Here is a 19,678-nt window from a genome sequence, read left to right on the forward strand (position 1 = left end):
GTCCGGACCCATGACGGGGACGGAGGCCCGGCCTCCGTCCGCGGCCCGGGCGAGCGTACCGGTGCTGACACGGGAACTGATCGCCCAGAACCACACCGAGATAGGCCGCGCCGACGGCAAGGCGTCCGTCCTGCTCGCGACCGGTGGCTCCTTGCTCGGTCTGCTCCTCATGCGTCGGCCGGCGGGCACCTCGTGGACCGTCCCGCTGTGGTGGGCGGCGGTCATCGGCGCGACCGGTGCGCTGCTGCTGCTCCTGATGGCCCTGGTGCCACGCCGGGGGGCCACGTTGCGCGGCAGTGCACAGGTGCTGGCGTACTACGAGGACGTGGTCCGGGCCGAGAGCAGGGCCGAGCTGTCGGTGGCGCTGCGGCTCGACGGACAGGACCCGCAAGCACGGTTGTCCCGTGCGCTGACGGGCACCAGCCGGATCGCGCACGTCAAGAACATGTATGTGCGCTGGGCCGTGCTGTTGCTCTTCCCGGCGGTCACCGCCATGCTGCTGGCACTCGCACCCGGCTGACCTCGGGCCCCGGTCGGGACGACGCCTCCCGCCCGTTCACCACGTATCCACGAACCCCCGCCCGCCCGCCCCCAGTTCATCCGTCCGGTACCCAGCCAGAGCCGATGTGATCCAGTCGCGGGAGGTGGCCGGGTCGATGACTGCGTCGATCTCCAGTGCTGCCGCCGCGTTCACCGCCTTGCCGTGTTCGTAGAGTTCGGCGACGCGGGACTCGAAGGCGTGCTGTCGCTCCTCCGGGTCGGAGATGGCTGCGAGTTCCTTGCGGTAGCCCAGGCGGACCGCGCCCTCCAGGCCCATGCCGCCCAGTTCGCCGGTCGGCCAGGCGGCGGTGGCCAAGGGGGCGCGGGTGGAGCCGCCCATCATGGCCATCGCGCCGAGGCCGTACGCCTTGCGCAGGATGAGGGAGACGACGGGGACGCGGAGGTTGGCGCCGGTGACGAAGAGGCGGGAGAAGTGGCGTACGGTCGCGGTCCGTTCGGCGTCGGGGCCGACCATGAAGCCGGGGGTGTCGCAGAGGGCCAGGACCGGCAGGCCGAAGGCGTCGCAGAGCTGGAGGAAGCGGGCGGCCTTGTCGGCGGCGTCGCGGTCGATGGCGCCGCCGAGATGGTGGGGGTTGTTGGCCAGGAGGCCCATCGGGCGGCCGGCGATGCGGACCAGGGCGGTCACCACGCCGGTGCCGAAGCCGGCGCGAAGTTCGAGGACGGAAGCGGTGTCGGCCAGGCCGTCGATCACTCGGCGGATGGGGTACGCCCGGCGGCGGTTCGCCGGGATCGCGTGGCGGAGCAGGCGGGGGTCGGGGGACTCCCAGTCGTCGGTGGGGCCGCGGAAGTAGGAGAGGTAGCGTTTGGCGGTGCGGACCGCCTCGGGTTCGTCGGCCACGGGGATGTCGACCACGCCGTTCGGGACTTGGACGGAGAGGGGGCCGACCTCCTCGGGGGCGTACGAGCCGAGGCCGCCGCCCTCGATCATTGCCGGGCCGCCCATGCCGATCGATGCCTCGGGTGTCGCGATCACCACGTCGCAGCAGCCCAGGAGTGCCGCGTTGCCCGCGAAGCAGCGGCCGGACGCGATGCCGACGAGGGGGACCAGCCCGCTCAGGCGGCCCATCTGGTGGAACGTCATGATGTCGAGGCCGGCGACGGATGCCGTGTCGGTGTCGCCGGGGCGGCCGCCGCCGCCCTCCGCGAAGAGGACGACGGGGAGGCGGCGTTGTTCGGCCACGGACAGCAGGCGGTCGGTCTTGCGGTGGTTGTTGTGGCCCTGGGTGCCCGCCAGCACCGTGTAGTCGTACGACATCGCCACGCACGGCGCGCCGTCGACCGTTCCGGTACCGGTGACCATGCCGTCGGCCGGGGTGGCGGCGATCAGGTCGTCGAGGGACCGGCGGCGGCGCTGCGCGGCGATGGCCAGCGCGCCGAACTCCGTGAAGCTGCCCTCGTCGCACAGGTCGGCGATGTTCTCGCGGGCCGTCCGGCGGCCGAGCGTGTGCCGCTTGGCGACCGCCTCCGGGCGCTGTGCGTCCAGTCCGGCCGCGTGCCGTGCCAGCGCCTCGGCCAGGTCAGGGCGGATGGTGTCCGGGTCCGCTTCCGTGGCCGCGGTCTCGTCGGCCGTGCCGCCGTCGGCCGGTTCCAGGGCCACCAGGGGCCGGCCTTCGGCGGTGGTGTCACCGACCGCCGCACGGACGGAGCGCACGGTGCCCGCGGTCGGTGCGGTCAGTACGTGCTCCATCTTCATCGCTTCGAGGACGAGGAGCTGTTGGCCCGCCCGTACGGTGTCGCCCGGGGCCACGTCGACGCTGACGACGGTGGCGGCCATGGGGGCGGTGACCGTGCCCTCGTCGGTGTCCGCTGCCGGCGGCGTTTCGTCGGGCTCGGTGAGCAGTTCGTGCAGGTGATCGGTCACCCATGAGGTATGGACGCCGCCCGCCTGGAACGCGGGATGGCCGAGGACGGCACGCAGCAGTGGTATGCCCGTCCGTACGCCCTCCACCGTGAATTCGGCGAGGGCCTGCCGGGCCCGTTCGCAGGCCGCCGCGAAGTCCGGTGCCGGGACACGCGTGACCACCTTCGCCAGCAGTGGGTCGTAGCGCGCGCCGACGGTGAGGCCGCCGTGCGCTCCGGTGTCCACCCGGACGCCGGGACCGGTCGGTACTTCGAAGCGGGTGAGCGTGCCGGCCGCGCCGCGTACCGTACCGTCCTTGGCCGTCACCTCGGCGTTCACCCGCGCCTGTACGGCGAAGCCGCGCGGTGCGGGCGGGCCGTCGGCCAGTCCCAGGTCCGCCAGCGTGGCGCCCGCCGCCAGCCGCAGCTGTACGTCGACGAGGTCGATGCCCGTCACTTCTTCGGTGACGGTGTGCTCGACCTGGAGGCGTGGGTTGGCCTCCATGAAGTGGAACTCCTCGCCACGTACGAGGTATTCGAAGGTGCCGACGCCCGTGTACCCCACTTCGCGGGCCATGCGGAGGGCGCAGTCCAGGAGGCGGTCGCGGACGCTCGCCGGGAGTGCGGGCGCGGGCGCGATCTCGATGAGTTTCTGGTGGCGGCGCTGGGCCGAGCAGTCCCGTTCCCACACGTGGGTGACCGTGCCCGTGGCGTCGCCGACGACCTGTACCTCGATGTGCCGTGCGCCGGTCAGCAGCCGCTCGACGTACAGGTCACCGCGGCCGAAGCCCGCTGCGGCCTCCGAGCGGCAGCGTTCCCACACCTCGGCGAGTTCGGTGGCGTCCCGCGCCGCGCGCATGCCCCGGCCGCCGCCCCCGCCGAGCGCCTTGACCATCACCGGGCCGCCGGCGCCCGGCCCTTCGGCCAGGAATGCGTGGGCCTCGTCGAGGGTGGTGGGGCCGGTGGTGCCCGGCAGGACGGGTACGTCCAGGGACTGGGCCAGGGTGCGGGCGCGTGCCTTGTCGCCGAAGAGGCCGAGCACGTCGGGGGAGGGGCCGACGAAGGTGACGCCCGCCTGCGCGCAGGCCCGTGCGAAGCCGGCGTCCTCGCTCAGGAACCCGTAACCGGGGTGCACGTACGCGCAGTCGGTGTCCCGCGCGGCGGACAGCAGGGCCGTCGCGTCGAGGTAGGCGGCGGGCCCCGTGCCGGGCAGCGGGCGCGCCTCGTCGGCGAGCCGGACGTGCGGGGCCGCCGCATCGTCCTCGGCGTACACCGCGACGCTGCGCAGTCCGGCCCCGGCGGCGGCCCGCACCACCCGGACGGCGATCTCCCCGCGATTGGCGACGAGCACGGCAGCTGACCCCATCGATCAAGCACCTCCACGCTGAGACGGCGCTGTCATGCTCATTGACATTGGCGTCAACGTCAATATGGTCGAGGCGTGGCACGCAGAGAGCAGTCCGCACCCGCCTCCCGACGGTCGCCGGAGCCTCCGGAGCCGCCCGCGCGCGGCCACCGGCCCTGGGCGACCCGTACCGCCCGCGACCGCAGCGACACGCCCGTACGGCACCGGCTGCTGGACGCCGCCGAAGCGGTCTTCGCGCGCCGCGGCTACGGGCCCGCGACCATCGCCGACATCGCCGCCGAGGCGCAGCTGTCCCGGGCGGGCTTCTACGTCTACTTCGCCTCCAAGGAAGAGGTCTTCCGGGTGCTCGCCGTGCGGGTACGGGACGCCTTCCTCGCCGCGCAGGAGGTGCCGGACACCGACCCGGACGACGTCCGCGCGGTCGCACACGACTCCACCGCCGCCTTCATCGCGGCGTACGCCGGTCATCTGCCGCTGCTCCGGCTGATCGAGCAGCAGGCGCAAGGGGACCGGGAGCTGCGCGAGTTGTGGCAGGAGATCAGCGAGCGGCCCACCCGCCGTACGGCGCGCTACATCCGGCGGCTGGCCGCGGCGGGTGCACTGGCGCCCGTGGCCGACGCGCTGGCGGTGGCCCGCGCGGTGGGCGGGATGAGCGTCCGGTTCGCCCGGGTGGTCGCCGAGGACCCGGACGCGTACGAGGCCGCCGTACGGGACGTCACCGCGATGTACCTGCACCTGCTCGGCGTACCGGGACCGGCGCCGCAGCCCCGCACCGCACCGCCGCACGAGGGACACCAGGCGATACCGGAGGAGTAGCAGTGAGCCGCGCGACGCGTATCGAGCACTACCTGACCGATCTCCGTACCCGACAGGACCGGGCCCGCCGCGGCCGGCAGGCGGACACCGTCCGGCTGCGGGCGGGCGAGCGGACCGTGCCCGGCTATGTGCACCACTGGGCGGCCACGGCGCCCGACCGTCCGGCCCTGGTCTTCGAAGGGCACGAGACGACCTACCGGGAGCTGGACGAGGCGTCCGACCGGCTGGCGGGGTGGCTGGCCGCGCAGGGGGTGCGGCCCGGCGACCGGGTCGGTGTCCACCTCCCCAACTGCCCGCAGTTCCTCGTCGCGATGCTGGCGGTGCTCCGCCTGGGCGCGGTCCACGTACCGGTCAACCCCATGTTCAAGGCGGCCGAACTCCGCCACGAACTGACCGACGCAGGCACCCGCCTGGTCATCTCCCGTACCGAACTGGCCCCGGCCATCGAGGAGATACGCGCGGACACGCCCGTACGGGACGTCCTGCTCGCCGACACCGGTGAGTGGGACGACGCCCTCGCGCACGCTCCGTACGGCCGGATCGCCGACGACCTCGACGCGCTCGCCGCACTCAACTACACGGGCGGCACCACCGGTATGCCCAAGGGCTGCGAACACACTCAGCGGCACATGGTCTACACGGCCACCGCCATCGACTCGGGGCGCGCCCCCGACCTGGTGCCCGAAGGCATCGTCTCCCTCTGCTACCTGCCCGTCTTCTGGATCGCGGGCGAGAACCTCGGCATCCTCGCGCCGCTGGTCTCCGGCGGTACGAGTGTGCTGCTGCCGCGCTGGGACCCGGCCGCGGTCCTCGACGGGCTGGCGCGGTACCGCGTCGCGACCATGGCCGGCACGGTCGAGAACTACCTCGAACTGCTGGACCGCCCGGACCTCCCGGATCGCGACCTGTCCGCCTTCACCGCGCCGCTCACCGTCTCCTTCGTCCGCAAGCTCACTCCCGAGGTGCGCGAGCGCTGGCGCCGCGCCGTGGGGGACCACAGCGTGCTGCGCGAGGCGTCGTACGGCATGACCGAGACCCACACCAGCGACACCTCCACCCTCGGCTTCCAGGACGGCGACCGCGACCTGCTGGGCGAGCCCACCTTCTGCGGGCTGCCGGTGCCCGGCACGGACGTCATGGTCGTGGACTTCGCGACCGGGGAGCCGCTGCCGCTCGGCGAGCGCGGCGAGATCGTCGTCCGCGGCCCGTCCGTCCTGACCCGCTACTGGCGCGCCCCCGCGGCCACCGAGGCGGCGCTGCGCGAGGGCTGGCTGCACACCGGCGACATCGGCTCCCTCGACGAGGACGGCTGTCTGCACTACCTCGGCCGCGACAAGGACATGATCAAGGTCAACGGCATGAGCGTCTTCCCGACGGAGGTCGAGACGCTGCTCGGGCGCCATCCGGACGTGCTGGCCGCCGCCGTGGTGGCCGTGCCGGACGAGCGGCGCGGCCAGCGCCCGTACGCGTACGTGCGGACCGTCCCCGGCAGCACGCTCACCGCCGAGGCGCTGGGGGAGTGGGCAGGCGCCTCGATGGCCGCCTACAAGCTCCCCGCCATCGAGCTCACGGACGAGCTGCCGCTCACCGCCACCGGGAAGATCAGGAAGACGGAGCTGACCGCGCGAGCCAGGCGTACGCGGCCTGCGCGGTGAACTCCCGCTGACCGCCCTTGAAGAGGAGCCCGGCGGCCTCGAACGCCGGGTCCGCCGCGGTCCCCGCCACGTACGGGATCGCGATGCAGCGCATACCGGCCCGGCGCGCGGCCTCGGCCCCGGGCGGGGCGTCCTCCAGTACGACGCAGCTCTCCGGCGCCACGCCCAGCCGCCGGGCCGCCTCCAGGAAGACGTCGGGCTCGGGCTTGCCGCGCCCCACCTCCTCGGCCGACACCCGGGTGCCGAGCCAGGCGTCCAGGTCCGTGCCCTTCAGCACGGCGTCGATCGCGGCCCGGGACGAGCCGGACGCCACCGCGACCGGGTGCCCCGCCGCGTGCAGCTGCTCCACGAAAGCCCGCATCTCCGGGAAGACCTCGGTCCGCGCCCCGGCCAGCTCCAGGTAGATCTCGTTCTTCCCGGCCAGCAGCTCGCTCACGGGCGCCTCGATCCCGTACTCCTTCTTGAGGATCTCCAGCGTCTCGCGCGTCCCGATACCGATGAACCGCGTGTGGTGCTCCCAGGTGAAGTCGGTGACTCCGTACCGGGCCAGCAGCCGGCGCCCGGCCTCGTAGTAGTTGGGCTCGCTGTCGACGAGGGTGCCGTCGAGGTCGAAGACGACAGGGGTGCGGGAGGGGTCGGTGCTCATGCCCCCAGCATGCCAAGCCCGCGGTCAGCGCGCCGCCGCGGCTCCGCCGACGTCCTCGACCAGCGGCAGCAGCCGGTGCGGCACGCGCTCGCGCAGCGCCACCTCCGTACGGGTCCGCACCACACCCGGCATGTTGATCAGCCGCTGGATCACGTCCTCCAGATGCGCCGCGTCCCGCGCCACCACCTTGGCGAGCAGGTCGCCGCCGCCCGTCGTCGAGAAGGCTTCGATGATCTGCGGCACCTCGGCCAGCAGGGCCGCGACCTCCTCCAGGTGGCCCTGGGTGACCTCGATGTGGGCGAAGGCGGTCACGGGGTGTCCGAGCGCCGCGGGGGACAGCCGCGGTCCGTACGCGGTGATCACGCCGTCCCGCTCCAGCCGGTCCAGGCGCGCCTGCACCGTGCCGCGTGCCACGCCGAGGATGCGCGCGTACTCGCGCACGCTCGTCCGCGGCTGCTCCAGCAGCAGCCGGAGGATCCGGGCGTCGAGTGCGTCCACGGCCATGAGGGACGGCCTCCTTACGGGCAGTGCGGATGCGGGCCGGTCGGCCGCCGCTCTCCAGTCTGCGGGGTGCCCTTCCGGCCTGCGACAGCGGGGCGGGGCCACGCCGGGACGCCGGGAACCTGTCCGCATAGACGTGGAAATCATTTTCATTTAGGCTCCTCCGTATGACCGGTACCGGACCTTCGCCGACGCGGAACACCCCGCAGCGGGCCGCGGTGCTACGGGCACTCGGCAGCTGCCCGGACTTCGTCTCGGCCCAGATGCTGCACGCCCGCCTGGTCACCGCGGACTGCGCGGTGGGCCTCACCACGGTCTACCGCGCGCTCCGTCAGCTCCAGGCCGCCGGCCGGGTCGACGTCGTACGCGACGAGACCGGCGAGCGGCTCTACCGCAGACGGGGCGCGCAGGGGCACCAGCACTACCTCCTGTGCCGCAGGTGCGGACGCAGCCGGCCGGTCGACGCGGGCGTGGTCGAGCGGTGGGCCGAACAGGTCGCGGAGACCAGTGGGTACGCCGAGGTGGAACACACCGTCGAACTCACCGGCGTCTGCGGCCGCTGCCGGGCCACCGCCCGCTGACCCCACGGTACTCACCGGCGCCCTGGGCCCCGGCCGTTCGGCGGAATTCCCCACGTTCACCGGGGCGCTACCGGGTGTTGGCCCTGAGCCACCCGGCCGTCACCTTCTCAGGGCATGGGTGGAGGTGGGACCGACGCGGCTCCTGCCGGGGAGCCGCGCGGACAGGATCGGACAGGAGTGTGGTCCCGGTGGGTGACATCCTTTGCGCGGTACTGGCGAAAGCCGGTCTCGCCATAGCCGAGGCGATCATCACCCGAGTCGTCATCGAACTGTGTACCGCCTACGTACGCAAGTACCGTGCGGACGCGGCGATGGCGCCGGCGTGAGACGACCGGCACACGCAGGCCGCACCGTGGCCTGTGTGTGCCCGAACCTCCTGAACGTGCCCGGCGTCAGCGGCCGGTGAGCGCCCGCCCGGTCGGGATGTGCAGCTCGCCCTCCCGCAGCCGGCCGGTCGCCCACATGCTCACCAGGCCCGTCAGGGCGAGGTAACCACAGGCGAGCCAGGGCGTGCCCGAGCCCAGCGCGAGCAGCGCCGTCATGATCAGCGGCGTGATCCCCGAGGCGAAGATGCCGGACATCTGGTAGACGAACGACATCCCCGTGTACCGCACCGGAGTGGCGAACAGGGCGGCGAACAGCGTGCCTTGGGCCCCGTAGAACGACGCGTGCACCAGCCCCAGGGTGAGCAGCAGCGCCACCGCGAACGCCCAGGCGCCGCCCGTACCGAAGAGCCAGAACGCGGGGAAGACGGAGACGGCGAAGGCGCCCATGCCGACGAGGTAGACGCGGCGCGCGCCCAGGCGGTCGACCGCCGCACCGGACACCGGTATCAGCGCCGCCATCACGAGGGCCGCGGCCGTCACCGCGAGCAGCACCGCGGTGCGGTCGAGCGCCAGCGTGCCCGTCGCGTACGTGATCGCGAAGACGCCCCAGGTGTTGAAGGCGGCCCCCTCGCCCCATCGCGCCAGCATTCCGAGCACCACGTGCCGGCGGGCGGCCTTCTCACGTACCAGTTCCACCAGCGGTGCCGAGCGCGGCAGTTCCTGGAGGCGGCGCACCGCGCGGAAGGCCGGCGTCTCGTCGATCTTCAGCCGGACGGCCAGGCCGACCCCGACCAGCACCAGGCTGACCAGGAACGCGATCCGCCAGCCGTAACCGAGGAACGCGTCATCGCTGAGCACGTCGTCGAGGAGCGCGAACACCCCGGTGCCCAGGGCGAGTCCGAGCGCCAGCCCGATCTGCGGATAGCTGCCGAACCTGCCCTTACGGCCCTCGGGCCCGTACTCCACGGCCAGCAGCACGGCCCCCGCCCACTCGCCGCCCAGCGCCACGCCCTGCGCGACACGGAGGATCAGGAGCAGCGCGGGCGCAAGGATGCCGACCTGCTGGTACGTGGGCAGCAGGCCGATGAGCGCGGTGGAGACACCCATCAGCCCCATCGTGAAGGCGAGGGTCCGCTTGCGGCCGATCCGGTCGCCGATGTGCCCGAAGAGCAGGCCGCCCACGGGGCGGGCGACGAAGCCCACGGCGAACGTGGCGAAGGACAGCATCGTGCCGACCGTGCCGTTCGCCACGGGGAAGAACAGCTTGTCGAAGACCAGCCCGGCGGCCGTGGCGTACAGGAAGAAGTCGTACCACTCGACGGTGGTGCCCAGCAGGCTCGCGAGCACCACCGTCCGCAGCCGTGCGGCCGGGGCCGCCTCCTGAACCTCGTCCGGATGCGGTGGCGCCTGCGAGGGCGCGGACGCGGGGCTCACCGGCCGGCGAACGGGACGATGCCCGCCTCGGTGGTGCGCGGCCCGGCCGGGTGCTGCCACAGGCCGCGCCGCTCCAGCAGCGGCAGCACGCCTTCACCGAACCAGTACGCCTCCTCCAGGTGCGGCACCCCGGAGAGGACGAACTCCTCGATGCCCAGCCGGGCGTACTCCTCGATGAGGTTCGCGACCTCGGCGTGGCTGCCCACCAGCGCCGTACCGGCGCCGCCGCGTACCAGCCCGACACCGGCCCACAGGTTGGGGTAGATCTCCAGGTTGTCGCTCGACCCGCTGTTGTGCAGCTCGCGCATCCGGCGCTGGCCCTCGGACTCGCTGGTCGCCAGGCCCTGCTGCACCGCCTTGATGCGCTCCGGGTCCATGCCCTTCAGCAGCCGCTCGGCCTCGGCCCACGCCTGCTCCGAGGTGTCCCGGCTGATGGTGTGCAGCCGGATGCCGAACCGTACGTCGCGGCCCTGCGCGGCGGCCAGCGAGCGGATCCAGTCGATCTTCTGCTTCACCTGCTGCGGCGGCTCGCCCCAGGTCAGATACACATCGGTGTACCGTGCGGCCACCTCGCCGGCCGCGGGCGAGGAACCGCCGAAGTAGACCCGCGGCACGGGGTCGGGCAGCCGGTTCAGCTTCGCGCCCTCCACCCGCAGGTGCTCGCCGTGGTGGTCGACCGTCTCCCCGTCCCACAGCCGCCGCACGATGTCCAGGAACTCGCCGGTGCGCGCGTACCGCTGGTCCTTGCCGAGGAAGTCACCGTACGCGCGCTGCTCCGCCGACTCGCCGCCGGTCACCACGTTGAGCAGCAGCCGGCCGTGCGACTGCCGCTGGTACGTCGCCGCCATCTGCGCCGACAGGGTCGGACTGATCTGGCCGGGCCGGAAGGCCACCAGGAATTTCAGCCGTTCGGTGACCTGGGTGAGCATCGCCGTGGTCAGCCAGGCGTCCTCGCACCAGGCCCCCGTCGGGGTCAACGCCCCTACGAAGCCGAGCTGTTCGGCGGTACGGGCGATCTGGCCGAGGTACTCGACCGAGGCGGGCCGGTCGCCGCCGGCGGTACCGGGCTGTGCGCCGTGGCCACCGCCGACGATGTGCCGGCTGTCACCGGTCGTGGGCAGGAACCAGTGGAACGTCAGAGCAGACATGAGGACTCCGGGAAAGGGCGGCGGGCCACGTTCCGGGCAGGGCACAGCGGCCCGGCGACGTGCGTGACGATGCGCCGCGGAGGAGCGACGCCGATGCGCCGCTGGATGCGGGAAAAGACGCTGGATACGGGAGAAGAAGGAAAGGCGCGGCAGCGCGGCCCAGGAGAAGACGGGGTCCGCGGCCGGAAAGCGCGTCAGACGCGACAGTTGGCGCTGGCCTGACGACACAGATCGACGTGGAGGCGTCCCACGAGGAGGTCGGCAGCAGCAGTCATGCCTGGCATTCTGCGTCGGCTCCCCGGCCCGGTTCAAGCCGTTGAGACAAGTGTTTCAGCAGGTGAGACGGTGTAGCCGCCGGTCAGGGCCCCGGCGTACGCGTCAGCGGCCGGCCTGCCGAGAGGCGTGCCGGTGGTCCATCGGCACGCCCGTGACCTTGCCGCAAAGCGTCCAGCTGTACCAATGGCACAGCGTTTCCGAGGCCGGTTGAGCCAGTGTGTCCTCGGGTGTTCTGATGGTCGTGTCGATGGCGCTGCGGATTCCGCGGCGCCTTTTTCATGCCATGCGGTACGGAATGCAGAAAGGGCGGGGATCTGTGCTGAAGAAGGTGTTCGTGGCTCCGGACCCGGGACGGCTGCGCCTGCGCAGTGCGCTGCGGGCGGTCCTCGGCATCGGACTGGCAGTGGCCCTGTGCGGTCTGGCCGGACACTCGCTGGCCGCGGCCATCACCGGCGGGCTCACGGCCCTGCTCGCCCTCTTCACGGTCATGGACACAACGGTCCGCGGGCAGGCGGTCACCACCGCGCTGTTCCCGGCGGTGGGCTTCCCCGTACTCGCCCTCGCCGCGGTGCTGCACGACCACCCGCAGGCCCGGGACGCGGCCTTCCTCGCCGTGGTCGGCGCCGGGGTGTACGCCCGCCGATGGGGGCCGCGGGGACACTCCCTCGGCGTGCTCGGCTTCATGGCCTTCTTCGCTTCGCAGTTCCTGCACACGGTGCCCGGCCGGCTGCCGGAGCTGTACGCGGCGATGCTGCTGTCCCTGCTGGCCTCCTCGACCGTGCGCTTCGGCCTGTGGTGCTACGAGCGGCGGCTGCCGCCGGCCGCCGTGGTACCGCCGCTGACCGGCGGCACCGGGTTCGCCCGGCCGACCACCCGGCAGGCGGTCCAGGCGGTGGCCGGCAGCGCCTTCGCGCTCGCCGCTGGGCAGGTGCTGTCGCAGGACCGCTGGTACTGGGCCGTGGGCGCGACCTGGTGGGTCTTCGTCAACACGGCGTCGAGCGGCGAGACCCTGGTCCGGAGCTTCCGGCGGGTCCTCGGCACGGTGCTCGGCCTGGTGCTCGGGCTGGGCGTGGCCGTACCGCTGCACGGCGCTCCGGTGGCCACCGCCGCACTCGTCGCGGTCTGTGTCTTCGGCATCTTCTACACGGCCGCCGTCTCGTACACCTGGATGATGCTCGCGGTGACGGTGCTGGCCGGTCTGCTGTACGGGCTCCTCGGGGTGCTGAACCCGGCACTGCTCGTCCTGCGGGTCGTGGAGACGGGCGTGGGGGCGCTCGGCGCGGTACTGGCCGTGCTCCTGGTGCTGCCGGTCACCACCCACGCCACCACCGACGCCTGGATCCAGCGGGCCCTGCGCTGCGTGCACGCCTGCACCGCCGAGGCCGCCGCCCGCCTCGCCGGCTCCGGTACGGCCGACCCCGCCGCGCGCGTCGCCGAACTGGAGCTGCTGCTCGGCCGGGTGCGGGCCTCCCTCGCCCCGCTGGTCCACCCGCTCAACCCGGTGCGGGCCCGTAAGGGACGGGCCCGCCAGGTCGTCGCCCTGCTCGACGACTGCGCCCGCGAGGTACGCGGCCTGGCCGCCGTCGCCGCCGACCCCGAGGCGTCCCACGACGACCGCCTCACCGCGGCCTGCCGACGGGTGGCGGCCGCGGTGGAGGCGCTCACCGCACCGCGCACGGCGGCCCGTGCGGAGCGGCCCGCCGTGGCCGCCGCACCGCAGGTCCACGCGGCGGAGCCGGCCCTCGCCCACCTGCACGGCCTGGAGCGGGCGCTCGCCGAACTCGCGGTGCCGCTGCGCGCCCCCGGCCGCCCGCCGCTGATCGGCGCCTGAGAGGCGGGACCGCCGGCGATCTCCGGCGGTCCCGCCGCCCGGCTGTTAGCGTCGGTGACCGACCAGCACGGCGCGTACGGACGAGAAGCGGGGTAGCAGCGTGAACGGTGACGGCCGAAACGTTTCCGAGTGGCGGGCCTACATCGGATCGACGGCCGGCGGAGCCGGCGTGGTGACCGCCGGGTTCGACCCGGACAGCGGCGCCCTCAAGGAGCTGGACCGCACCGACGCGGTGACCAGCCCCTCCTACCTCGCGGTGGCCGCCGGCAGCCGGCTGCTGTACGCGGTGAGCGAGACGCCGGACGGCGCGGCGGCGGCCTTCTCCCTCGCGGGGGAGCGGCCCGTCCTGCTCGCACCGCCCGCGCCCGTCCACGGCTCGGCACCCACCCACCTCACCCCGCACGCCGGGCACCTGCTCACCGCCAACTACCGCTCCGGCAGCGTGAGCGCGCTGCCGCTGCGGCCGGACGGCGCGCCCACCGAGCCCGGCCCCGGCGGCGTCCTCCAGCACCACGGCAGCGGCCCGCACCCGGACCGGCAGACCGGCCCGCACGCGCACGCCGTGGTGGCCGACCCGACCGGGCGCTGGGTGCTCAGCGTGGACCTCGGTACCGACTCCGTCCGCGTGTGCGACATCGATCCGGGCAGCGGCGAACTGGTCATGCGGCGCGAGATCACCCTGCGTGCCGGCAGCGGCCCGCGCCATCTGCGCTTCCACCCGCGCGGCCACCTCGCGTACGTCATCAACGAGCTGGACCCCACCGTGACCACCTGCCGCTGGGACGCCGTCCAGGGGCTGCTGTCACCGGTGGGGGAGACGCCCGTACTGCCCGAGGGCGGCGTGACGCCCACCCTGCCCTCCGAGTTCGTGGTCTCCGCCGACGGGCGGTTCGGCTGGGCCGCCAACCGCGGGGACGACAGCATCGCCGTACTGGCCCTGGAGCGGGACGGGCTGGCGCCGCGGCTGGTGACGACCGTGCCGTGCGGCGGTGACTGGCCGCGCGACCTGGCGCTGCACCCCGAGGGCCGGTACCTCTACGCCGCCAACGAGCGTTCCGGCGACGTCACCTGGTTCACGGTCGATCCGGACACCGGCATCCCGGAGCGCGGCGGCTCCCTCCCTGTCCCGTCGGCCTCGTGCGTGGTCTTCGCGCGCTGAGCGCCTGTGTCAGCACCCCGGCCGGACTCCGCTGCGGCTCGTACCGGCCGTCAGGTACGAGCCAGTTGGCCGGTGCGTGCCCTCTTGCGTTCAGCCCGCTGAGCATGTTCAGCCGATAGCGGACGTTCAGCGGTGAGATCGTCCGAATGCCGGGCGCCGCGGCCCGGATCCGGGCAGGCTGACCGTATGACCGTCGGATTCAGTGGTGAAGTCGCCGAGTACTACGCCCGCTTCCGGCGCGGTTACCGCCCGGAGCTCCTGGACGCCCTGCAGGAGGCCTTCGGCCTGACCGCCGGCGACACCGCGCTCGACCTCGGCTGCGGCACGGGACAGCTGGCCGTCCCGCTCGCCGCGCGGGTCGGCGCGGTCCTCGGTATGGACCCCGAACCGGACATGCTGCGGCTGGCCCGCCGCGCCGCCGACGAGGCGGGCGTGCAGAACGCCACCTGGGTGCTCGGCGCGGACGCCGACGTCGCGGCGCTCGGCACCCTGCTCGGCCGCGGCGCCCTGGCCATGACCGTCATCGGCCAGGCGCTGCACTGGATGGACCACGACCGGCTCTTCCGCGCGCTGCGCCCGATGCTGCGGCCCGGCGGCGGCATCGCCGTGGTCACCAACGGCGTACCGCTGTGGCAGCAGGAGAGCTACTGGTCGGACGCGCTCCGCGGATATCTGGAGCGGCACTTCGGCACGGCGCTGGAGGCCACCTGCGGCACGGGCGACGACGACCGGTCCGTGTACGCCCAGGCGCTGCACGCGGCGGGCTACGACGGGGTGCGCGAGATCGACCACAGCTACCGCGCCGAGCTGACCTTCGAAGAGCTGCTCGGCGGCGTTTTCTCCGCCGTACCGGCCGACCGGCTGCCCGGGCCCGGGGAACGCCCGCTGTTCGCCGCCGGACTGCGCGAAGCGCTGCCGGAGGGGCCGTACGCGGAGGAGGTGCGGGTGCGGGTGCTCGTGGGGCGGACGAGCGGCTGAGAACGGCGGCCAGGGACGGCGACGGGGGAGCGGCCGGGACGGCGATGAGGGAAGCGGCCGGGACGGCGACGGGCCGCCACCGCGTGCTGCGGGGGCGGCCCGTCGGAGGTTCGGCCACCGGACCGGATCGCCGGCCGCCAGGGGCGGCCGGCGGCTGGTCAACGGGTCGCGGCGCCCTGAGCCGACTGCAGCGTGATGCCGAGCGACGCCGCGTAGTTGGACAGGACCAGGCGGCCCACCGCCATGTACGCACCCAGCGCCTCGGCGGAGGCACAGCCCGCCTCGGCCGCGGCCGCCCCCAGCAGGCCGTCGGCGATCTCCGGGCCGATCAGGTACGGGGCCAGCGCCAGCTGCTGCGAACCGGAGGTGCGCAGCTGCTCGGCCGTACGCGAGATCGCGCCCTCCTCGTCCAGCGCGGCGGCCAGCACCGGCACGGCGAGACGCGCGGACAGCAGCATGCCGGTGATGCCGGCGGCCTGCACGGCCTCCTCGCCGCCGACGGTGGCGAGGATGATGCCGTCAGCAGCCGTTGCGACCGTGAACAGGCGGGCCCGGTCGGCGCGCGCCAGGCCGGCCTCGGACAGCCGCACGTGCAGCGCCTCGGCGAGCAGCGGGTGCGGGCCGAGCACATCGGTGAGCTCGGCGGCGGAACCGCTGTTCATGATCGCCTGGCGTATACGGCGCAGCAGGGCGTTGTCGGGCCCCGCGAGCAGCGGCACGACCACGGCGGCCGGGCTGTCCTTGAGGTCCGTCGCCCCGGCCTCGATACGGGCCCTGCGCTCGGCGGCAGCGTGCGAGAGCACGGCCTCCAGCGACGGGAACTCCTCGTCGCCGCCGTCGACGTACCCGATCCGCGCGTCGAGGCCGGGCAGCTCGGAGCGGGCGATGCTGGACACCTCCTCCGCCAGGCTGCGCGAAGCGGCGGTGGGGGCGCCGGGAACGGCCAGGACGAGCGCGGGCGCGCCCTCGGGCGCGACGACCGGCTCAGGGCGGCGGTGGCGTCCGGACTGACGCGGACGCGGCATTCGTACAGGCAGGCCGGGTGCGGGCCCAGTGGGGGAACTCATGGCGCCGCATGCTAACGCCTCTTCGGCACCCGGTGCCGAGGGAGGGCACAGTCGGGTGGTTTGTGTACCGATTCGTCCCGCGCGTCTCCCTCCGGACATCCCGCGACACGCCGTGTGATCTGCGCGGATTTCTCGTTCGAGTGAGCACGGAAGGAGCGGCGGCAGAGATTCCGCTTGGGGGACGGTGGGGCGGAAGTGGTGGTCGAGGTGGGCGCGAAGGAGCGATTTTTCGTGTGCGCTTGTGAATCTTGCTGGGGGCCGACTCAGGGGCGGCCGTGCTGGGCCGGAGCCGGCGGAGGCCAGCCGTCCTCGGGACGCCGCCGGTCCACGACATGCAGGAGATGCTCGTCGGTGGGCAGCCGCAGTGCGTCCCGTGCCAGGGCCGACGCGATGAGCAGCGCGCCGTCCAGCGGGTCGCCGGCCGCAGCGGCGAGACGTACGCCGGGCAGCCGCACCGCGAGCGCCGACCGCAGCGGCTCCAGCAACGGCTCGCCCATCCTGAACAGCCCGCCGGTGCAGGCGATCTCCGGACGGGCGGGCCCGGCGGCCGGCGGGCAGACCGCGGCCGCGGTGTCGGCGATGTGGTGGGCGGCCTCGTCGAGGATCGCGGCGGCGAACTTGTCCTCGGCGGCGCACCGCGCCACCTCGGGGGCGAAGGAGGCCAGCACGGCGGGCCGGTCGGTGCGCGGGTAGAGCTTGCCGGGCAGGCCGGTGACCGGGCCGAACACCGCTTCCGCGCGGGCCAGCAGGGCCGCCGAACCGCCCGGCCGGCCGTCGTGCGCACGCATCGCCGCCGCCAGCCCGGCCCGGCCGATCCAGGCACCGCTGCCGCAGTCGCCCAGGAGGTGGCCCCAGCCGTCGGCCCGGCGCCAGCCGGTCGCCGCGGTGAGGTCGGTACCCATCGCGATCATGCCCGTACCGGCCGCGACGACGGCTCCGGGGCGCTGGCCGAGCGCGCCGGCGTACGCGGTGACCGCGTCGGCCGCGAGCGCCAGCCGGGCCGTGCCGAGCGAGCGGAACAGCGCGGTGGGCAGCGTCGCGCGCAGGCCGTCGCCGAGCGTGGCCATACCGGCCGCGCCCACGCACACCGCCACGCAGCGGCCGTGACCGCTCGTCCCATGCGCTCCCTGTGCCCCACCCGTCGTGCCTGCCTCGCCTGTCGCGCCGGTCTCACCCGTCGCTCCTGCCTCGCGCAGCAACGATTCGGCGGCCGGCAGGACCCGGGCGAGGAGATCGTCGGCGTCGATGCCGCCCGGGCCCGTACGCACCGGTTCCGGGATGACGACCGTACCCAGCCGCCGCACGGGCACCGGCTCCGCCGCCGGGAGCCGGCCCGCGGCCGAGGTGGCGGCCGGGGCGCGCGTGCCGTCGGCGCGGGCGACCGCGATCCGCAGGCCCGAGCCGCCGGAGTCGACGCCGAGCACCAGTCCCGGTGCCGAGGGCTCACCCAAAGCCGCGGGCGTCCTGCTTGAGGGCGGTGTCGACGGTCAGCGCCGTCGCGACCACCAGGCTCAGCAGCGGGTCGGGCAGCTGCTGGTGGATCTGCAGGACGTAGTTGTCCGCCGTGGTGAACATCGTCTTGGCCAGGCCCTCCCAGGTCTTGGTGATCCGGGCGATCTCCTGGTCGGCGTGGTCGACGATGGCGAAGTTCCAGGCCCGCCAGTTCTCCGCCTTGATGGCGCCGATCTGCTGGCCGTTGACCACCATGGCGAAGTTGATCTTCCCGATGGCGTTCTGCTGCACGATCTCGCCGACCGGCTGCCCGTCCGGGCGCTCCACCAGCACCTTGGACTTGATGAACTTCGCCGGCCGGGTCAGCACCAGCTGCGGCTGACCGTACGCGTCGCGGATCTCCAGCTTGTGGGTCATGTACTGGTCGAGGCTGGAGACCAGGCGCAGCACCTTCTTGGCGGTGCTCTGGCCGATCTGGACGACCGAGCCGACGGTGTTGCCGTTCTGATCGAAGACGCTGTACTCGTTCGTCATCTCGATCAGCTTGGCCTTCTGGTTCACGACCAGAACCGGCTCGGTGAACAGCGAACCGCCGCCCGGGCCGGCCGGCGCGACCCCCGCCTGCTGCTGCACCTGGCGCTGCACCTGCGCCGGGTCGGCGGCGCCGGGGCCCGGCCCCTGCTGCGGGTGGCCGTACCCCTGCGGTACCGGCTGCCCCATCTGCGGCTGTCCCATCTGCGGTGGGGCCTGCGGGTGCGGCTGCGGCTGGGCGTACGGCTGCTGCGGGGCGCCCTGCCCGTACGGCTGCGCCTGCGGCATCGGCTGCGCGCCGGGCTGGGGGCCCGGCTGAGCACCAGGCTGACTGCCTGGCTGAGCACCCGGCTGGGCACCGGCGGGCGGGAAACCGGGCTGTCCCGTCGGCTGGGCGCCGCCCTGCTGCCCGGGGACCTGGCCCTGCGCGCCCGGTGCCTGGGAGCCCGGAGCCTGTGCGCCCGGGGCCTGGCCCTGGTGGTGTGCGGCGGAAGCCCCGCCCTGCTGGGCGGCGCCCCCGGCGGCCTGCTGGGCCGCGGGACCTTGCTGCTGTGCCTGGTCCTGGGCCTGCGCCTGGCCCTGTCCGCCCGGGTGGGTGTGCTCGGTCCACCGGGTGCCGTCCCACCAGCGCAGTTGGTCAGGCGTGCCCTGCGGGTCGGCGTACCAGCCCGCCGGGACGTTCGTGTTCGTGGTCATGCGGGCACACTATCCCTCCAGGTCAGGGCGGCCGCCAGGCCACCGGATCAGCGCCTGTGTGCTCAGGGCAGCTGCCAGGCGACCGGTTCGGCGCCCTGCCGGACCAGCAGGTCGTTGACCCGGCTGAACGGCCGCGAGCCGAAGAACCCCCGGTCCGCCGACATGGGCGAGGGGTGCGCCGACTCGACCGACGGCACCTGGCCGAGGAGCGGGCGCAGATTACGCGCGTCCCGCCCCCACAGCACGGCCACCAGCGGCCGCCCCCGCGCGGCCAGCGCGCGGATCGCCTGCTCCGTGACCTCTTCCCAGCCCTTGCCGCGGTGGGCTGCGGGCTTGCGCGGCGCGGTCGTCAGGGCACGGTTCAGCAGCAGCACACCCTGCCGGGTCCACGGCGTGAGGTCGCCGTTGGCCGGCCGCGGCAGCCCGAGGTCGGAGTGCATCTCGCGGAAGATGTTCTCCAGGCTGCCCGGGAGCGGCCGCACCTCCGGCGCCACCGAGAAGCTCAGCCCTACGGCGTGGCCGGGGGTGGGGTAGGGGTCCTGCCCGACGATGAGCACCCGTACGTCGTCGAAGGGCTGTTGGAAGGCGCGCAGCACATTGCTGCCGGCCGGGAGGTACGTACGTCCCGCGGCGATCTCCGCCCGCAGGAAGTCGCCCATCGCGGCGATCCGTCCGGCGACGGGCTCAAGCGCCTTGGCCCAGCCCGGTTCGACGATTTCATGGAGAGGTCGTGCAGCCACGGCGTCACCCTACTGGCCGCCCGGTGGTCCGTATCAACCTGTGCCCCCTTCCTCCGATCACTTCCGGCGACGGCT

General features: G+C 73.7%; 18 protein-coding genes and 1 pseudogene. 8 read left to right on the plus strand and 11 right to left on the minus strand.

The annotated features are described in order from the left end of the window. The first annotated feature begins 10 nt into the window (after positions 1 to 10). On the plus strand, positions 11 to 520 hold the full coding sequence (locus AAC944_RS32825; RefSeq protein ID WP_051871444.1) for a Pycsar system effector family protein: 510 nt from the start codon (positions 11 to 13) through the stop codon (positions 518 to 520). A 36-nt stretch (positions 521 to 556) separates the two neighbouring features. Here the strand turns inward: AAC944_RS32825 and AAC944_RS32830 are convergent, their stop codons facing one another. Beyond that, the gene (locus AAC944_RS32830) at positions 557 to 3,766 is read right to left on the minus strand and encodes a carboxyl transferase domain-containing protein (protein ID WP_051871443.1); all 3,210 of its coding nucleotides are present in this window, start codon (positions 3,764 to 3,766) and stop codon (positions 557 to 559) included. Between the two features lie 75 nt (positions 3,767 to 3,841). Between AAC944_RS32830 and AAC944_RS32835 the strand changes: the two genes are divergently transcribed. Continuing rightward, positions 3,842 to 4,582, plus strand: a complete 741-nt coding sequence (locus AAC944_RS32835; RefSeq protein ID WP_078888321.1) for a TetR/AcrR family transcriptional regulator — start codon at positions 3,842 to 3,844, stop codon at positions 4,580 to 4,582. A 2-nt stretch (positions 4,583 to 4,584) separates the two neighbouring features. Further along, on the plus strand, positions 4,585 to 6,237 hold the full coding sequence (locus AAC944_RS32840) for an AMP-binding protein (RefSeq protein WP_037771342.1): 1,653 nt from the start codon (positions 4,585 to 4,587) through the stop codon (positions 6,235 to 6,237). Here the strand turns inward: AAC944_RS32840 and AAC944_RS32845 are convergent. Further along, the gene (locus AAC944_RS32845; RefSeq protein ID WP_030609064.1) at positions 6,185 to 6,883 is read right to left on the minus strand and encodes an HAD family hydrolase; all 699 of its coding nucleotides are present in this window, start codon (positions 6,881 to 6,883) and stop codon (positions 6,185 to 6,187) included. The two genes, AAC944_RS32840 and AAC944_RS32845, sit on opposite strands and share 53 nt — an antisense overlap. Positions 6,884 to 6,907: 24 nt before the next feature. Continuing rightward, positions 6,908 to 7,387, minus strand: a complete 480-nt coding sequence (locus tag AAC944_RS32850; RefSeq protein WP_030609062.1) for an Lrp/AsnC family transcriptional regulator — start codon at positions 7,385 to 7,387, stop codon at positions 6,908 to 6,910. Between the two features lie 164 nt (positions 7,388 to 7,551). On the opposite strand from AAC944_RS32850, the gene AAC944_RS32855 reads away from it, so the two are divergent. Next, a complete protein-coding gene (locus AAC944_RS32855; protein WP_030609059.1) occupies positions 7,552 to 7,965 on the plus strand; it encodes a Fur family transcriptional regulator in 414 nt (137 codons plus the stop codon). A gap of 188 nt (positions 7,966 to 8,153) precedes the next feature. Then, positions 8,154 to 8,291, plus strand: coding sequence for a hypothetical protein (locus tag AAC944_RS32860; RefSeq protein ID WP_196942798.1), 138 nt, complete (start codon positions 8,154 to 8,156; stop codon positions 8,289 to 8,291). Between the two features lie 66 nt (positions 8,292 to 8,357). On the opposite strand, the gene AAC944_RS32865 is transcribed toward AAC944_RS32860, so the two are convergent. The 3 genes from AAC944_RS32865 to AAC944_RS32875 form a co-directional block, all read right to left on the minus strand. Further along, positions 8,358 to 9,725 (minus strand): MFS transporter, encoded by a 1,368-nt coding sequence (locus AAC944_RS32865; protein ID WP_051871442.1) that lies wholly within the window; start codon positions 9,723 to 9,725, stop codon positions 8,358 to 8,360. Then, complete coding sequence (locus AAC944_RS32870; RefSeq protein WP_030609054.1) at positions 9,722 to 10,873, minus strand: LLM class flavin-dependent oxidoreductase; 1,152 nt, start codon at positions 10,871 to 10,873, stop codon at positions 9,722 to 9,724. Before AAC944_RS32870 ends, AAC944_RS32865 begins: the two co-directional genes overlap by 4 nt. 194 nt (positions 10,874 to 11,067) lie before the next feature. After that, the gene (locus AAC944_RS32875; RefSeq protein ID WP_107054069.1) at positions 11,068 to 11,157 is read right to left on the minus strand and encodes a putative leader peptide; all 90 of its coding nucleotides are present in this window, start codon (positions 11,155 to 11,157) and stop codon (positions 11,068 to 11,070) included. A gap of 308 nt (positions 11,158 to 11,465) precedes the next feature. On the opposite strand from AAC944_RS32875, the gene AAC944_RS32880 reads away from it, so the two are divergent. The 3 genes from AAC944_RS32880 (at position 11,466) to AAC944_RS32890 (ending at position 15,117) form a co-directional block, all read left to right on the plus strand. Beyond that, positions 11,466 to 12,980: an FUSC family protein gene (locus tag AAC944_RS32880; protein ID WP_030609052.1), complete on the plus strand. Its 1,515-nt coding sequence runs from the start codon at positions 11,466 to 11,468 to the stop codon at positions 12,978 to 12,980. A 100-nt stretch (positions 12,981 to 13,080) separates the two neighbouring features. Beyond that, positions 13,081 to 14,139 carry a lactonase family protein gene (locus AAC944_RS32885; RefSeq protein WP_030609050.1) on the plus strand — a complete coding sequence of 353 codons (1,059 nt, stop codon included), beginning with the start codon at positions 13,081 to 13,083 and terminating at the stop codon, positions 14,137 to 14,139. A gap of 186 nt (positions 14,140 to 14,325) precedes the next feature. Further along, on the plus strand, positions 14,326 to 15,117 hold the full coding sequence (locus tag AAC944_RS32890) for a class I SAM-dependent methyltransferase (RefSeq protein WP_030609047.1): 792 nt from the start codon (positions 14,326 to 14,328) through the stop codon (positions 15,115 to 15,117). A gap of 158 nt (positions 15,118 to 15,275) precedes the next feature. On the opposite strand, the gene AAC944_RS32895 is transcribed toward AAC944_RS32890, so the two are convergent. From AAC944_RS32895 to AAC944_RS32915, 5 genes and pseudogenes are all read right to left on the minus strand, one after another. Continuing rightward, on the minus strand, positions 15,276 to 16,142 hold the full coding sequence (locus AAC944_RS32895; RefSeq protein WP_037771339.1) for a sirohydrochlorin chelatase: 867 nt from the start codon (positions 16,140 to 16,142) through the stop codon (positions 15,276 to 15,278). Positions 16,143 to 16,447: 305 nt separating this feature from the next. Next, positions 16,448 to 17,635 (minus strand): N-acetylglucosamine kinase, encoded by a 1,188-nt coding sequence (locus AAC944_RS32900; RefSeq protein ID WP_051871441.1) that lies wholly within the window; start codon positions 17,633 to 17,635, stop codon positions 16,448 to 16,450. Further along, entirely contained in the window at positions 17,628 to 18,455 is an 828-nt protein-coding gene (locus AAC944_RS32905) for an LURP-one-related/scramblase family protein (protein ID WP_368397338.1), read from the minus strand. The genes AAC944_RS32900 and AAC944_RS32905 overlap by 8 nt, the downstream gene beginning before the upstream one ends. A 294-nt stretch (positions 18,456 to 18,749) precedes the next feature. Then, positions 18,750 to 18,863, minus strand: a pseudogene (locus tag AAC944_RS32910) (DUF2510 domain-containing protein); the annotation flags it as partial. A gap of 62 nt (positions 18,864 to 18,925) precedes the next feature. Further along, complete coding sequence (locus AAC944_RS32915) at positions 18,926 to 19,603, minus strand: uracil-DNA glycosylase (protein ID WP_030609035.1); 678 nt, start codon at positions 19,601 to 19,603, stop codon at positions 18,926 to 18,928. Between the last annotated feature and the right edge of the window lie 75 nt (positions 19,604 to 19,678).

The organism is Streptomyces sclerotialus (assembly GCF_040907265.1).
In the GTDB taxonomy this organism is placed as follows: domain Bacteria; phylum Actinomycetota; class Actinomycetes; order Streptomycetales; family Streptomycetaceae; genus Streptomyces; species Streptomyces sclerotialus.

Excerpts from the sequence above, each read along its gene's own strand:
- AAC944_RS32825 (WP_051871444.1), top strand. The coding sequence starts at position 11 with ATGACGGGGACGGAGGCCCGGCCTCCGTCCGCGGCCCGGGCGAGCGTA.
- AAC944_RS32830 (WP_051871443.1), bottom strand. The coding sequence starts at position 3,766 with ATGGGGTCAGCTGCCGTGCTCGTCGCCAATCGCGGGGAGATCGCCGTC.
- AAC944_RS32845 (WP_030609064.1), bottom strand. The coding sequence starts at position 6,883 with ATGAGCACCGACCCCTCCCGCACCCCTGTCGTCTTCGACCTCGACGGC.
- AAC944_RS32850 (WP_030609062.1), bottom strand. The coding sequence starts at position 7,387 with ATGGCCGTGGACGCACTCGACGCCCGGATCCTCCGGCTGCTGCTGGAG.
- AAC944_RS32855 (WP_030609059.1), top strand. The coding sequence starts at position 7,552 with ATGACCGGTACCGGACCTTCGCCGACGCGGAACACCCCGCAGCGGGCC.
- AAC944_RS32870 (WP_030609054.1), bottom strand. The coding sequence starts at position 10,873 with ATGTCTGCTCTGACGTTCCACTGGTTCCTGCCCACGACCGGTGACAGC.
- AAC944_RS32875 (WP_107054069.1), bottom strand. The coding sequence starts at position 11,157 with ATGCCAGGCATGACTGCTGCTGCCGACCTCCTCGTGGGACGCCTCCAC.
- AAC944_RS32890 (WP_030609047.1), top strand. The coding sequence starts at position 14,326 with ATGACCGTCGGATTCAGTGGTGAAGTCGCCGAGTACTACGCCCGCTTC.
- AAC944_RS32895 (WP_037771339.1), bottom strand. The coding sequence starts at position 16,142 with ATGCCGCGTCCGCGTCAGTCCGGACGCCACCGCCGCCCTGAGCCGGTC.
- AAC944_RS32905 (WP_368397338.1), bottom strand. The coding sequence starts at position 18,455 with ATGCCGCAGGCGCAGCCGTACGGGCAGGGCGCCCCGCAGCAGCCGTAC.